The sequence below is a fragment of the Methylotenera sp. 1P/1 genome (assembly GCF_000384355.1).
Lineage (GTDB): Bacteria > Pseudomonadota > Gammaproteobacteria > Burkholderiales > Methylophilaceae > Methylophilus.
In genome coordinates this window covers 252,606-267,310 of the sequence record NZ_ARWC01000001.1, presented here as the reverse complement: position 1 = coordinate 267,310, position 14,705 = coordinate 252,606, and the positions used below count along the sequence as shown (strand labels likewise).

General features: G+C 45.8%; 14 protein-coding genes. 1 reads left to right on the top strand and 13 read right to left on the bottom strand.

Going from position 1 to position 14,705, the window contains the following annotated elements; translation table 11 throughout:
- Window positions 1-56: 56 nt before the first annotated feature.
- Window positions 57-710 carry a hypothetical protein gene (locus A3Q3_RS13455; RefSeq protein ID WP_020181749.1) on the bottom strand — a complete coding sequence of 218 codons (654 nt, stop codon included), beginning with the start codon at window positions 708-710 and terminating at the stop codon, window positions 57-59.
- 157 nt (window positions 711-867) lie between these two features.
- On the opposite strand from A3Q3_RS13455, the gene A3Q3_RS0101250 reads away from it, so the two are divergent.
- Window positions 868-1,470 carry a DUF4126 domain-containing protein gene (locus A3Q3_RS0101250; RefSeq protein ID WP_020181748.1) on the top strand — a complete coding sequence of 201 codons (603 nt, stop codon included), beginning with the start codon at window positions 868-870 and terminating at the stop codon, window positions 1,468-1,470.
- Here A3Q3_RS0101250 and A3Q3_RS0101245 read toward each other — a convergent pair whose 3' ends face one another.
- The 12 genes from A3Q3_RS0101245 to A3Q3_RS0101195 all read right to left on the bottom strand — a co-directional run bounded on the left by A3Q3_RS0101245 (window position 1,471) and on the right by A3Q3_RS0101195 (window position 14,701).
- A complete protein-coding gene (locus tag A3Q3_RS0101245) occupies window positions 1,471-2,673 on the bottom strand; it encodes a multidrug effflux MFS transporter (RefSeq protein WP_025224093.1) in 1,203 nt (400 codons plus the stop codon). It lies immediately after the preceding gene.
- 82 nt (window positions 2,674-2,755) lie between these two features.
- On the bottom strand, window positions 2,756-3,988 hold the full coding sequence (gene pqqE / locus A3Q3_RS0101240; protein WP_020181746.1) for a pyrroloquinoline quinone biosynthesis protein PqqE: 1,233 nt from the start codon (window positions 3,986-3,988) through the stop codon (window positions 2,756-2,758).
- 23 nt (window positions 3,989-4,011) lie between these two features.
- Window positions 4,012-4,296 (bottom strand): pyrroloquinoline quinone biosynthesis peptide chaperone PqqD, encoded by a 285-nt coding sequence (pqqD, locus tag A3Q3_RS0101235; protein WP_020181745.1) that lies wholly within the window; start codon window positions 4,294-4,296, stop codon window positions 4,012-4,014.
- Window positions 4,297-4,311: 15 nt separating this feature from the next.
- Complete coding sequence (gene pqqC / locus A3Q3_RS0101230) at window positions 4,312-5,073, bottom strand: pyrroloquinoline-quinone synthase PqqC (RefSeq protein WP_020181744.1); 762 nt, start codon at window positions 5,071-5,073, stop codon at window positions 4,312-4,314.
- A gap of 9 nt (window positions 5,074-5,082) precedes the next feature.
- Entirely contained in the window at window positions 5,083-6,000 is a 918-nt protein-coding gene (gene pqqB / locus A3Q3_RS0101225) for a pyrroloquinoline quinone biosynthesis protein PqqB (protein ID WP_020181743.1), read from the bottom strand.
- Window positions 6,001-6,086: 86 nt separating this feature from the next.
- Window positions 6,087-6,158: a pyrroloquinoline quinone precursor peptide PqqA gene (gene pqqA, locus A3Q3_RS14250; protein ID WP_012777389.1), complete on the bottom strand. Its 72-nt coding sequence runs from the start codon at window positions 6,156-6,158 to the stop codon at window positions 6,087-6,089.
- Between the two features lie 140 nt (window positions 6,159-6,298).
- Window positions 6,299-7,399 (bottom strand): 3-deoxy-7-phosphoheptulonate synthase, encoded by a 1,101-nt coding sequence (locus A3Q3_RS0101220; protein WP_020181742.1) that lies wholly within the window; start codon window positions 7,397-7,399, stop codon window positions 6,299-6,301.
- Window positions 7,396-8,496, bottom strand: coding sequence for a histidinol-phosphate transaminase (gene hisC, locus A3Q3_RS0101215; RefSeq protein ID WP_020181741.1), 1,101 nt, complete (start codon window positions 8,494-8,496; stop codon window positions 7,396-7,398). Before hisC ends, A3Q3_RS0101220 begins: the two co-directional genes overlap by 4 nt.
- A gap of 35 nt (window positions 8,497-8,531) precedes the next feature.
- Complete coding sequence (pheA, locus tag A3Q3_RS0101210) at window positions 8,532-9,632, bottom strand: prephenate dehydratase (protein ID WP_020181740.1); 1,101 nt, start codon at window positions 9,630-9,632, stop codon at window positions 8,532-8,534.
- A gap of 12 nt (window positions 9,633-9,644) precedes the next feature.
- The gene (gene serC, locus A3Q3_RS0101205; protein WP_020181739.1) at window positions 9,645-10,724 is read right to left on the bottom strand and encodes a 3-phosphoserine/phosphohydroxythreonine transaminase; all 1,080 of its coding nucleotides are present in this window, start codon (window positions 10,722-10,724) and stop codon (window positions 9,645-9,647) included.
- A gap of 21 nt (window positions 10,725-10,745) precedes the next feature.
- Window positions 10,746-13,307 carry a DNA gyrase subunit A gene (gyrA, locus tag A3Q3_RS0101200; protein ID WP_020181738.1) on the bottom strand — a complete coding sequence of 854 codons (2,562 nt, stop codon included), beginning with the start codon at window positions 13,305-13,307 and terminating at the stop codon, window positions 10,746-10,748.
- Window positions 13,308-13,510: 203 nt separating this feature from the next.
- The gene (locus A3Q3_RS0101195) at window positions 13,511-14,701 is read right to left on the bottom strand and encodes an O-succinylhomoserine sulfhydrylase (RefSeq protein ID WP_020181737.1); all 1,191 of its coding nucleotides are present in this window, start codon (window positions 14,699-14,701) and stop codon (window positions 13,511-13,513) included.
- Window positions 14,702-14,705: the final 4 nt, after the last annotated feature.

The following is a 14,705-nucleotide window of genomic DNA, read 5'->3' as shown; positions in this document are numbered from 1 at the left end:
AAAATCTAAATAAAAAAGGAGACCATCGGTCTCCTTTTTTATTTGTGCAACTACCCTTATGCGGCCATGGCTAGCTGATGCTGCGCATTACCATCACCTTTCCAGAAATAGTAAAACTCTCTACCCACATTCAAAAACGTGTGGTGCGTTTCATCTGTCGTGAACAATGGCAGGTTCGCCTCCATCACTTTGCGGTACGCATTAGGCTGTTTATGTGGTACATCACGCAATCTGAGCAATAACAATTTAGCCAGTTTACGACGTGTATCAATAAACAAATCATCTGCACCACGGCTACGCAGCGCATTTTCATAGGTTTCTAATGGTTTCACCTCTACATTGGTCAATGTCACTTTATCCAATGATTCCCATAACTCTTTTAAGTTACGTGTTTCAGGTTGCCAAGTTTTAGCATTGGCTTCAAATGCGTGATCTTGGTTCATGCCAGCAATGGCTTTGATGTCTTTGACCCAAAATGAGAAATAATCGCGAATAACTGGAATACAGATTGCCCATTCAGCATGATCTAGTTTTTTGAATAGCTGATCTACAGCTTCGCGGTAATGTAAACCGTCCAACTCGATGTGCTCGATAAACGGCACTAAACGTAAAATAATATATTGGCGTTGAATCAATTTCACTTCTGGCACGCCTTTGCGTTCCAGTAAATTCAAATAGGCTTTTAATGCATCTTGTTCACGTGTACTCATGTCAAACTCCCTTGTCGCGTATCTAAAGAAATGGTTACACTTCTTCTCTATTTAAGTTTATATCGACCTCAAAGCTTTAAACTTGATTGGTCTAAAATTATTAATCGTTATACTAACAAGGGTTGTTGTCTATGAATCTGTGGAACAAAAGGGCGTTATGGATGCAATTTCTAGCTTTGCATTAGCCAGTGGATTAAGCTGGGCCAGCGGATTTCGCCTGTATGCAACCGTATTTGCAGTAGGTTTATTAAGCCGCTACGAATACTTACAGTTACCCCAAACGCTTGATATATTGCGCCATCCTGTGGTGATTGGTGTAGCTGGTATTTTGATGATAGTGGAGTTTCTTGCAGACAAAATCCCTTATGTAGATAGTGTCTGGGATAGTATCCAAACGTTTGTTCGAATTCCGGCAGGTGCCTACCTTGCCATGGGCGCCATGAATGCAAGCGACCCGATGATGGCAGCAATTGCGGCTTTGCTCGGAGGATCACTCACGGGGATTACGCATGCCACCAAAGCCGGCAGCCGTGCACTCATCAATACATCTCCTGAGCCTGTCAGCAATATCACGACATCATTTGGTGAGGATGGTTTATGGCTGAGTGGCGGCTGGCTGGCACTTGCCCACCCCGTAGTGTTTGTAGGCGTGCTACTGCTATTTGTACTGGGTATGTTATGGATGCTGCCTAAACTCTGGCGTGGCATCACCCTAATGCTACACAAAATAATGCAGATACTGGGCGTTAATACTCAATAACTAGTGTTCAACAGCAGTGTTTGCTTTTGGCTCCCATAACTGCGTTTTGCGCACTAGCACCCAACCCAATACAAGGTACACCGCCATCGCCCAAGCCAACCCTAGTGGTGAAAACCAGACGAACGGCACCACAATACCAGCCGACACGGTAGATAAGAGCATTTGCATGAACGCTTGTGCAGAGGCTGCAGTACCGCGAATTCTTGGATGGCGATCCAGCGCAGCAATCGATAACACCGGCATGCACATGGCCATGCCAATGTTAAATAGTGCAATCGGTAGAATATTGGTCATCACCGCCACTGGCAGCACATAACATACCGTAAGATTGACGAGTGCCAGTGCCAGCATCCATCCGTAAGCCCACCGCACTACCAGAGAGGCAGAGTATCGACCTGCCGCACGTTTTGCCAAATAAGAGCCGATGATCATACCGGTCACCGTGGGGACAAATAAATAACCATATTGCTGAGGTGACAAGCCGAGGTGCTTGCCTAAAAATACCGGACTAGCCAATACATAAATAAAAAAACCAGAGAAGTTGGCACCAATCGCGGTCACTAGCTTGGCAAACTCCATGTCTTTATATATCGTTTTATAGCTTTTGAGCACGCTACGTGCCGATAGCTGAGTACGCTTTTCGCTGGGCATGGTCTCGGGTAAAAACTTCACCGAAGCCCACAGCGTAAGTGCAGCGTAGATGGCTAGAAATATAAAAATGGCTTGCCAGTGAATTCCCAGCAAGAAGCCTCCAATAATAGGCGCCACAGCTGGGGCAATGCCAAACAGCATTTGTACGGTTGCCATCACGCGCTGAGCTTGTGCGCCTTCAAATAAATCGCGCACCATGGCACGTGCAACGGTATTACCTGCCCCACCACTGGCACCTTGTAAGGCTCTAAAAAACCAAAGCGTTTCCACATTGGGTGCAAACGCGCAGCCAATGCTGGCCAGCACAAATATACCTAAGCCCCATTTGATCGTAGTGATGCGTCCAATCGCGTCCGAGATTGCGCCATGCCATAACGTCATGGCAGCATAAGGTAACAGGTAAAAGGTGAGACTTTGTTGAATATGTAAGTCTGATGTAGCTAATTCTGCGCCCATGACATGAAATGCCGGTAGATACGTATCAATGGCAAATGGTGCGAGCGCAGCCAATGCGGCCAATACATAGACGAGAAAAATAGAATGTGTTTTCAAATTAAAATCTGCTCTTGACTAGAATACTTGAATAAAAAAGGCGCCTATCAGCGCCCTTTATTATAGCCTTGAAATGATGTACTTATGGCAAAGCGTGAAAGGCTTCGACCCGTTCATTAGACTCACCACTCGCATATTTTTTAGAATTTTTATCGGTTCTAAAGATAATCGGTTGCGCTTGAATCTGTGGATTTTTGGATTCTTCAATCGCTTGCTCAATTAGGTGGTGATTAGGAGATAGTGAACATACCGGGTCTGCACTTTCTGCATCACCGCTTAGCAAGAAAGCCTGACACCGGCATCCGCCTAAATCGTTTTCTTTTTCAGGGCAGCTTCTACATGGCTCCTTCATCCAATCATCACCGCGGTATTTATTGAACGCAGGCGAGTCCTTCCATGCCCACTCCAAGCCTTTTTCGCGGACATTCGGAAACTCTATCCCTGGCAATACGCGCGCAGAATGGCATGGCAACACATCACCATTTGCTGTCACAATCATGAACACCTCGCCCCAGCCGTTCATACATTTTTTTGGACGGTTGCCAAAGTAATCTGGCACCACAAAGAAGATTTTCATCTTATTGCCTACTTTTTGGCGGAACTCATTGGTGATGCGCTCGGCTTCATCAATTTGCTCTTTCAATGGCATCAATTGGCTACGATTTACCAAAGACCAGCCGTAATACTGCGTATTGGCCAGCTCGACATAGTCAGCGCCCAAGGCTTCTGCCATCTCCAAAATTTCTTTGATATGGCCGATGTTATAGCGATGAATCACTACATTCAGCACCATTGGGTAGCCATGATTTTTAATCATCGCAGCTACTTTTTTCTTCAACTCAAATGTTCTAGTGTTGGTAATGAAGTTATTAATTTCTTCGGTAATGTCATGCATCGATAATTGAATATGATCCAAGCCACCTTCTTTAAACGCTTGAATGCGTTTTTCAGTCAGACCCACACCGGAAGTAATCAAGTTACTGTAGTAGCCCAACTTCTTCGCCTCAATCACGATATCTTCAATATCGTCACGCAATAATGGCTCACCACCAGAGATACCAAGCTGAATCGCACCCATCTTACGTGCATCACGTAAGGCCTGAATCCACTGTTCAGTTGATAGTTCGTTTTGTGTATGCTTATCGTAATCGGTTGGGTTGTAGCAAAAGGCGCAATGTAGCGGGCAACGATACGTCACCTCTGCCAACAGCCACAAAGGTTGTGTATGCGTAATATTGGCAGCTACGCCATTATTTTGCTGTTGGGCGTGCACCTCTTTTTGTACGACTGAATCACCTAATGAAGCTTGTGTCATTTTGCTACTCCTTTAAAGCCTGCCTAATTCACTTTTCTTAACCAGGCTTTACTAACAGCCAATTCAAACATGCCGATAATATCTTTTTCAATCTCTTGTGCATCAGGAAATGTCGCTTTTAAGTCAGCTACAACATCCGCTACAGTAGCTTTACCATCTAAGCGTTTAATCACTTCTCCAGCACCTCCATGTAGTTTGACCATGCCTTCTGGAAAAAGTATCACATAGCTATTTTGTGCTTCTTCCCATTGGAAGCGATGATGAAATGCCAATGCATAAATATCTGTAGGCTGAATATTATTTTCCATAGCGCTTATCTTTTATTAATCAAAATGAATCACCGGTTGACGCAGGTAATCACGTCCTTCCGTTTTGATGTCTGTAGATGCCAACATAATGGAATCGGCAATCACCCAAAGTACATTGAGTTTAAATTGTAAGATTTCCAATGCTTTCATTTGCATTTCGCGTGATGTACTAAAGTAGTCCAATGTCACACCTAAGCCTTGCTCTACATCACGGCGCGCCTCTGTCAGGCGTTTTTTAAAGTAAGACAAGCCCTCTTCTTTGATCCAAGGATACATGGTCGGCCATGAGCTAATGCGTTGCTGGTGAATATGTGGTGCAAATAGTTCAGTTAAGCTTGAACAGACTGACTCTTGCCATGAGCGTTGTTTTGCAAAATTGATGTATGCATCCACGGCAAAACGTACCCCTGGACTGACCATATCTAAACTCGTTACTTGCTCACGTGTTAACCCCACAGCCTCGCCCAATTGAATCCAAGCCTCAATACCACCGACTTGACCATCCACTCCATCGTGGTCGGTAATGCGTACAATCCACTGCTTACGCACTTCTTTATCCGGGCAGTTAGACAGAATCGCGGCATCTTTCATTGGAATGGCAATTTGATAGTAAAAACGGTTTGCCACCCAACATTGCAATTGCTCTTTAGTTAACTTACCTTCGTACATCATCACATGAAACGGATGGTAAATATGATAACCCTGCCCTTTTTGGCGTAACTTATCCTCAAACTCTTCGCGAGTCCAAGGGAGTTGGTCTTTTGTGAGTGCATTCATGTCTGTCTCCTAGAGAATAATGTCCATACCGTCATACGCTACCTCTATCTTATGTGTGTCTAAGATGGCGCGCTCGGCAGAATCCTCTCTTAAAATAGGATTGGTATTGTTGATATGAATCAATACTTTACGCACATCTCCAAATTCATTTAACTTTTCAATCATACCACCTTCACCCGACTGTGGATTATGGCCAATACTGCGTGCAGTTTTCGTCATCAAGCCCATATCGATCATCTCGGTGTTTGTCCAAAACGTACCATCAACCATAATACAGTCCGCTTGGCTCATCAATGGTGGCAAGTGCGGTTCGATCTCACCCAAACCAGGGGAATACCAGCATTTTTTACCGGTACTGATCTCTTCAATCAATACGCCAATCGTATCACCTGGATGCGGATCATTACGATGTGGTGAATAGGGAGGTGCCGCACTTTTGAGTGCTACTGCAGTGAATCGTAAGTTTGGTACGTTAGGGATTTCAAAACTAGTGTTGCCATCAATGGGCACATCATGGCGATTGATACCGCAGTAGTGACCCAAAATGTTCAATATTTGATTACCACTGGTTAAATCCTCATACACCATGTCTGTACAGTAAATTTCACGCTTCACTTTACCTTCACGCAACATAAACAAACCTGTGGTGTGGTCAATCTGCGCATCTATCAAGATAATCGCTTGAATACCAGAATCGCGAATCGCACGGCCCGGCTGCAATGGTGCAAAGTCTTGAATTTGCTGCAACACATCAGGTGAGGCATTAAACAATACCCAGTTCACACCATCGCCGCTGACGCAAATGGAAGACTGTGTACGCTTAGTGGCTTTAATCGTGCCCTTGCGCAAGCCATCGCAATTGAAACAATTACAGTTCCATTGCGGGAAACCACCGCCTGCTGCGGCACCTAGTACGTGTATATGCATGAATTCAATTTCTTTAACAGTAGTAATTAAGTATTATAAAGATGTAAAAAAGGCTGCCTGATTAGGCAGCCTTTGGTACGGAACACTTACTTGTTCATGACGTACATAGTAACTTCAAAGCCAAAACGCATTTCTGTAGCTGCTGGGGTTGTCCACATAATCATCTCCAAATTTAATAAGTTAACATCTTATTGATGTATTAGTAAGATTGACACTATACGGAGTCGTTCACCTAGCGCCCTGCAAGCTTCAATGATTAACGGCTAGTGATTTTCATGATGCTGACAAAACGAGACGATTAAACCTCTTCGCTCAGCCTTTTTTGGCGCCTTTTGCGTACAGCTTCTGCAAGCCCTTCTAAAACTTGTACGCTGTCCTGCCAGCCCAAGCAAGCATCGGTAATGGATTGCCCATAAGCCAGCGTGCAACCCGGCGTGTGTTCCTGACGTCCCGCATTTAAGTGTGATTCCACCATTAAACCAATGATACGCGCATCGCCATTGGCGACCTGATTAGCTACGTCTTTGGCCACCTCTTTTTGCAATTCATACTGCTTTTGACTGTTGGCATGACTGCAATCAATCATCAACAGTGGCGCCAAGCCTGCATCGGCTAAATTATCACAAGCAGCCTCTACACTTTTTGCATCATAGTTAGGGTGTTTACCACCACGTAAAATCACGTGGCAATCTTCATTGCCAGTAGTGGCAATAATGGCTGACTGCCCTTCTTTGGTCACAGACAAGAAATGATGAGGACTTGCCGCAGTTTTAATGGCATCAATCGCCACACGCACGCTGCCATCTGTGCCATTTTTAAACCCTACCGGGCAAGATAAGCCAGACGCCAACTCACGATGCACTTGTGATTCTGTCGTGCGTGCCCCAATAGCCCCCCAACTCACTAGATCGGCCGTGTATTGTGGGGTAATGGTATCTAAAAACTCGGCACCCGCTGGCATGCCAATCTCATTCACATCCAGCAAGAATTTACGCGCACGGGATAACCCTTCATTGATGTCGTAGGTACCATCTAGGTGGGGATCATTAATCAATCCCTTCCAACCCACGGTAGTACGAGGTTTTTCAAAATACACGCGCATCACAATGAGTAAGTCTGCGCTGAGTTGTTTGCGCACTTCTAATAAACGGCGTGCATACTCCATACCTGCTTCTGTATCATGAATCGAGCATGGTCCCACAATCACCAACAGGCGATCATCCGCTTGGTGCAAAATACGATGGATAGCGGCACGCGTCTCCAAAATATTTTGCGTCGTACTCGCACTTTCTTTCATGCGCTCTAACAACACCAATGGCGTCACCAGCGGCTTGATCTCGCGAATGCGGACATCATCAGTCGCTAACTTTTCGTAACGCATTTTTTCTTGTTCAGTCATGGTTTCAATATTTCTTCTAACGCCTGTAAAAAGCGTGCATTTTCGCTAAACAAACCAATGCTGACTCGTAAATAATCTGGCATCTCATAATTAGCAACCGGTCTCACAATGACACCTTTTTGCAATAACTGCTGGTTCACGTTAGCTGCGTTGGGCACTTTCACGCTAATAAAATTTGCGAATGATGGAATAAAACTGAGCCCTAACTTGGTAAGCCCTTGCGTCAACTGCACCATGCCTGCTTGATTGGCCGCATAACTTTTCTCTACAAAATCTTCATCCGCTAATGAAGCAATCGCGGCGGCTTGTGCAATCGAATTCACATTAAATGGCTGGCGTACACGATTCAAAATATCGGCCACATCCGCATGCATTAAACCAAACCCCACCCTTAAGCCTGCCAAACCATAAGCTTTTGAAAAAGTGCGTGAAATGATCAATTGATCAAACTCTTTTAACCATGCAATCGCCTCTGATTTATGCTGTGCTGATAAGTACTCATCATAAGCTTCATCCAATACCACCAACACATGTGCAGGCACTTGTTTTAAGAATGCATACAGCACATCTTTGGCAATCAAAGTACCGGTTGGGTTATTCGGGTTTGCTACAAAAATCAAACGGGTTTTAGGGGTAATGGCCGCTAAAAAGCCATCTAAATCATGCCCAAATGCTTTTGCAGGGACAATCACACCCGTCGCACCTACCGCTTGCGTCACCAGTGGATAAACAGCAAACGCATGCTGCGAAAAAATCACCTCATCACCTGGACTTAAGAATGCGCGTGCACTCAGCTCTAAAATATCATTGGAGCCATTACCAAACACAATCTGATTGGCAGCCACACCGAATTTTTGACGCACGGCATCGCGTAAAGCAAAGCTATTGCCGTCTGGATAACGTGCGATATCAGCGATGGCATCTTCGACTGCCATTTGTGCTTTAGGGCTCATGCCAAGCGGGTTCTCATTCGAAGCCAGTTTTACAATATCAGCTTCGTTCAAGCCCATCTCACGGGCGAGTTCACTGATAGGCTTACCACCTTGATAAGGCGCAATCGCACGCACATAATTTGGGGCTAAATTGGATACTTTCATGACGTAATCTTTTAACTATTTACTCAATATTTCAATTAAACAATGGCTACTGGATAAGAACCTAGCACCTTCAAGAACGAAGCTTGCTTTGCAACCTCATCCAGCGCAGCCTTAATGGCGGCTTCTTGTTGATGCCCTTCAATATCCACAAAAAACACATAATCCCATAGTGTTTGCTTAGATGGCCGCGATTCAAACTTGGTCATGCTGACACCATGGCGAGACAAAGGCACCAGCAATTGCAACACTGCACCAGGTTTGTTTTGAGCGCTCATCACCAAAGAAGTTTTATCTTTGCCTGAAGGCGCCACATCATGCGCACCCAATACTAAGAAACGCGTGGTATTTTTGGTATCGTCCTCAATATTTTCAGCCAAAATATTCAGTTTGAACAATTCAGCAGCACGTTTGCTCGCAATTGCCGCGGCAAACGTACCATCTTTTGCAACCAATTCATGAATCATTTGCGCAGCACGTGCATTGCTGGTCACGGGCTCACGCTGTGCTAACGGCAAGTTTTTATTGAGCCACTCATGACATTGAGAAAGCGATTGCCCGTGCGAAAATACGTGGGAAATATTGGATAAATCAGATTGCCCAGACAATAAGCAATGATGCACAGGTAACGTCACTTCACCACAGATTTTAAGCGGCGTGCCCATCAGCAAATCCAAGGTAAGTCCAACCGCGCCTTCTGTAGAGTTTTCTACAGGCACCACACCGTAGTCAGCCTGTCCGGCTAGCACCGTGCGAAACACCTCATCAATCGTGCCACACACGACGGCGGTACGGCCTTCACCAAACTGCTTAAGTGCGGCTTCCTCGCTGTAAGTGCCCAACGGTCCTAGAAAAGCAATGGCGAGCTCTTTTTCTAAAGCACGGCAATTGGACATCACCGCACGGAAAATATTGCTTACGGCCTCATTGGCTAAAGGGCCAGCATTCTGACCTTGTAAACGACGTAATATTTGCGCCTCACGCTCAGGACGATAAATCACACCATCGTCTTTTTGATTGCCAGATTGTTTGACATGCCCAATCTCACGCGCCAATTTCGCGCGCGCATTCACCAATTCTAGAATCTGGTCATCGATCGCATCTATTTGATTGCGAAATTGTTTAAGTAAATCAGACATATCCACTTAACCTTAGGCGTTGTGTTTTGCAAACTCAGTCATATAGGCAATCAGTGCCTGCACACCCTCAATCGGCATCGCGTTATAGATGCTCGCGCGCATACCGCCCACCATACGGTGACCTTTCAGTTGCAGCAAGCCTTGCGCCTCCGCCCCTTTTAAGAAGGCATCATTCAACTGCTCATTACGCAGCCTAAATGGAATATTCATTCTGGAGCGGTTAGCCACTTGAATATTATTGTAGTAAAAATCACTACCATCCAAGTAGTTGTACAGCAAATTAGCTTTTGCGATATTTTTTTGCTCAATAGCGGCTACACCACCTTGCGCCAGCAACCATTCAAACACCAAGCCCGCAATGTAAATACTGTAGGTTGGCGGTGTGTTGATCATGCTTTGGTTGTCTGCCTGCGTTTTCCAACTAAATACCGCAGGTGTCAGTGGCGACGCTTGATTCAACAAGCCTTCATGCACCACCACAATACATAAACCCGCTGGACCGATATTTTTTTGTGCGCCACCATAAATCACGCCATAACGTGAGACATCCACAGGCCGAGATAAAATATGCGATGACATATCAGCAACGATAGGTACGCCATGTGTATTGGGGATGCCATCGAACTCAACACCGTTGATCGTTTCATTGGTACAGATATGGACGTACGCTGCATCTTGATTGAGCTGCCATGTATCAAACGATGGCACCTCTGTAAAACTGCTCGCTTCGCTAGTCGCTGCGATACGAATCTCGCCATAAGCGCGCGCATCTTCCACACTGCGCTTACTCCAAGCGCCTGTCACCACGTAATCTGCGCTTTTACCATTGAGCAGATTTAACGGGATCATTGCATTTTCAGCAATCGCACCGCCCTGCAAAAACAATACTTTATATTGGCTAGGCACATTCAATAATGTACGGAAGTCCGCTTCGGTCTTTTCCAGAATGCTGGTAAATTCTTTACCACGGTGTGACATTTCCATCACGCTCATGCCTGAACCGTGCCAATCCAGCATTTCTGCTTGCGCGCGTTGCAATACCTCTTTAGGCAATACTGCCGGGCCTGCTGAAAAGTTATAAATCTGTTTCATTACCGATGCCACTCTCTCGCGTTATTCTTCTTCGTCGTCGTCTGTTTCTACAATTTTCTCAAGACCTGAAAGTTTTTCACCTTCACCCAAGTTAATCAGTGTCACGCCTTGTGCAGCACGCCCCATATCGCGAATCTCTTTTACACGGGTACGAATCAACACGCCACCGGTAGTAATGAGCATGATTTCATCATCTTCACGTACAAGTTTTGCAGCAATCGCGGTGCCGTTACGTTCACTAATCGCAATCGCTTTCACCCCTTGCGTACCACGACCAGAATGACGGAACTCAGACAACACCGTACGTTTACCGTAACCATTTTCTGTCGCCACCAATACCGATTGTTGATCATTTTCTGCAATCAACAATGACAGCACTTGCTGTTTAGCGCCTAACTTCATGCCGCGTACACCGCGCGTCGCACGACCCATTGGTCTGACGTCATCCTCTGTAAACCAAACCGCTTTACCGCCATTGGACACCAAGACAATGTCATTTTTACCATTGGTGATTTCGGCACCAATCAAGTAATCGCCATCATCCAATTTGATCGCGATAATGCCGGATTTACGCGGGTTCGCAAATTCAGTCAGCGCTGTTTTCTTGACGGTACCTTGTGCAGTCGCCATGAAAATAAAGTGATTCTCATCAAACTCTTTCACCGACAAGATGGCATTGATTTTTTCGCCTTCTTCTAACGGGAACAAGTTGACAATCGGCTTACCGCGACTGATACGACTGCCTTGCGGCACTTCATACACTTTCAGCCAATACACTTGGCCTAAGCTACTGAAACATAAGATGTAATCATGCGTATTGGCCACGAACATCTTATCGATAAAGTCATCTTCTTTAGTCGCCGCCGCCTGCTTACCACGACCACCACGTTTCTGTGCGCGATACTCATCTAGCGGTTGGGATTTAATGTAACCTGTATGTGAAAGTGTCACCACCACATCTTGTGGTGAGATTAAATCTTCTAATGATAAATCTTGTGCATTTGCCACAATTTCACTACGGCGCTTATCACCAAATTGTTTTTGGATTTCTAAGAGTTCGTCCGTAATAATCGCTGTGACGCGGTGCGCATTGGCCAAGATATCTAACAAATCAGCAATTACATCCATCACTTCTTTGTACTCTGTCACAATCTTATCTTGCTCTAGGCCAGTCAAACGTTGCAGACGCATTTGCAAGATTTCTTGCGCTTGTACTTCTGACAAGCGGTAGCCATTTGGCGTTAAACCAAAATCCACTGACAAACCTTCTGGACGCGATGCCTCCATGGCAGCACGTTTCAGCATTTCTTCTACTACTGGCGACTGCCATGTGCGCGCCATCAAGTCTTTTTTCGCTTCCGGCGGTGTAGGTGCCGCTTTAATCAACGCAATCATGTCATCGACATTGGCCAATGCCACTGCCAAGCCTTCTAACACATGGCCACGCTCACGCGCTTTGCGTAATTCAAATACCGTACGACGTGTCACTACTTCACGACGGTGACGCAGGAAGGCCTCTAACATTTGTTTGAGGTTAAGCAATCGTGGTTGGCCATCTAACAGCGCCACCATGTTCATGCCAAAGGTATCTTGTAGCTGCGTCTGCTTATAGAGATTATTCAGGATTACTTCAGGTACTTCACCACGTTTCAGTTCAATCACCACGCGCATGCCAGATTTGTCTGATTCATCACGTAGATCAGAAATGCCTTCGATTTTTTTCTCGTTAACTAATTCGGCAATTTTCTCAATGAGTGTCTTTTTATTGACCTGGTAGGGCAACTCATCAATGATAATGGATTGGCGCCCACCTTTATCCATGTCCTCAAAGTGAGTGCGACCACGCATGACCACGCGACCACGGCCAGTACGATAGCCTTCTTTCACACCGACCGTACCGTAAATAATACCGGCTGTTGGGAAATCAGGCGCAGGCACTAACTCAATCAACTCTTCAACCGTAGTTTCAGGGTTCTTTAATAGCGCAAAACAGGCAGACAGCACTTCGTTGAGATTGTGTGGCGGAATATTCGTCGCCATCCCCACCGCAATACCCGAGCTACCATTGATGAGTAGGTTAGGAATACGCGCCGGCATGATCAATGGCTCATGCTCACTCCCATCATAGTTAGGGCCAAAATCTACGGTTTCTTTATCAATGTCAGCCAATAACTCGTGTGCGATTTTTGCCATACGGATTTCGGTATAACGCATCGCCGCCGCGTTGTCGCCATCCACAGAACCAAAGTTACCCTGACCATCTACCAACATGTAGCGTAAAGAGAAGTCCTGCGCCATACGTACAATGGTGTCATACACTGCGGTATCACCATGCGGGTGGTACTTACCAATCACATCACCCACGATACGGGCTGACTTTTTATAAGGTTTGTTGTAGTCGTTCGATAGCTCATGCATCGCGAACAACACGCGTCGATGTACAGGCTTTAAACCATCGCGCACATCAGGTAGCGCACGCCCCACAATCACGCTCATGGCGTAATCAAGGTATGAGCGTCTCATCTCATCTTCAAGACTGATAGGCAGGGTTTCTTTAGCGAATTGGTCAGTTGGTTGGCTCATAGTCAGACTAGCTTTTTTAGTTAAAATTTATCCTCTGATTTTATCATGATAACGCGCCAATCGTCTCAGGGTTTTCATGTTTCTGCTGTGTTTGGCTACATTAAAAATCATAAAAATGATTCATACAAATACGTCAGCAAAGTAAGGAGATAGCCCATAAAAAAAACGGGGTCTTAGCCCCGTTTTCATGTACTGCATTCATATCAAGCTTGGCTTAAAATGGCCAAATCTTTTTTCAGATCATCCACATGTTCCAAACCCACGGCAATGCGCACCAAACTATCTTTGACACCTGCGGCTGCCCTCGCCTCAGCGCTAACTCGACTATGCGTGGTCGTAGCCGGATGCGTAATCGTAGACTTGGCATCGCCTAGGTTTGCAGTAATTGAAATCAATTCCGTAGCATCAATCACTGCCCAAGCAGCCTCTTGTTCTGACTGACCAGCTTTTGCCTTCACTTCAAAACTTACAATACCCGCGCCACTACGTTGCTGACGCATCGCCAAGGCATGCTGCGGGTGTGATGCCAAGCCAGGGTAATATACACGCGCCACTTGAGGTTGAGCCTCAAGCCATGTTGCCAATGCCTGCGCATTGCGCGCATGCGCTTCCATCCGTACGTGCAGCGTTTCCAAGCCTTTTAAAAACACCCACGCATTAAAAGCACTCATGGTCACGCCGGCTGTTCTTAAAAAACCATACACAGGCTCCATCAGCGCTTTCGTCCCCAACACCGCACCACCCAAACAACGGCCTTGGCCATCAATATATTTGGTTGCCGAGTGAATCACAATATCTGCACCCAGCTCAAGTGGTCGTTGAATAATTGGCGTACAAAAGCAATTGTCTACCACCAATTTTGCACCCACCGCATGTGCAACGTCTGCTAGTGCTGCAATATCACCAATATCGGTTAAGGGGTTAGACGGCGTCTCCACAAAAAACAATTTGGTATTAGGCAACGCTGCACTACGCCAAGCCTCTACATCTGTCAGAGACACAAAGGTGACATCCAAGCCCCAGCGTTTAAGAATATTGCTAAACAGCTGCACACTGGTACCAAAAATACTTCTAGAAGCCACAATGTGATCGCCCGCGCTGCATAGCCCCATCACGCAGGCTAAAATTGCAGACATGCCGCTGGATGTAGCCACACACTGCTCCGCACCTTCCAATGCTGCGAGTTTGTCTTGGAACATGCTAACCGTTGGATTGGTAAACCGAGAGTAGATATTACCGGGCTCGGTACCACCGAACCGCGCTGCCGCTTGTGCCGCATTTTTAAAACGGAAGCTGGAATTTAAAAACAGTGCTTCGGAGTTCTCACCATAGGGTGTAGTCTCGGTACCGGCACGCACACTAAGTGTTTCAATTTGATAGTCTTGATTGTTCATGATT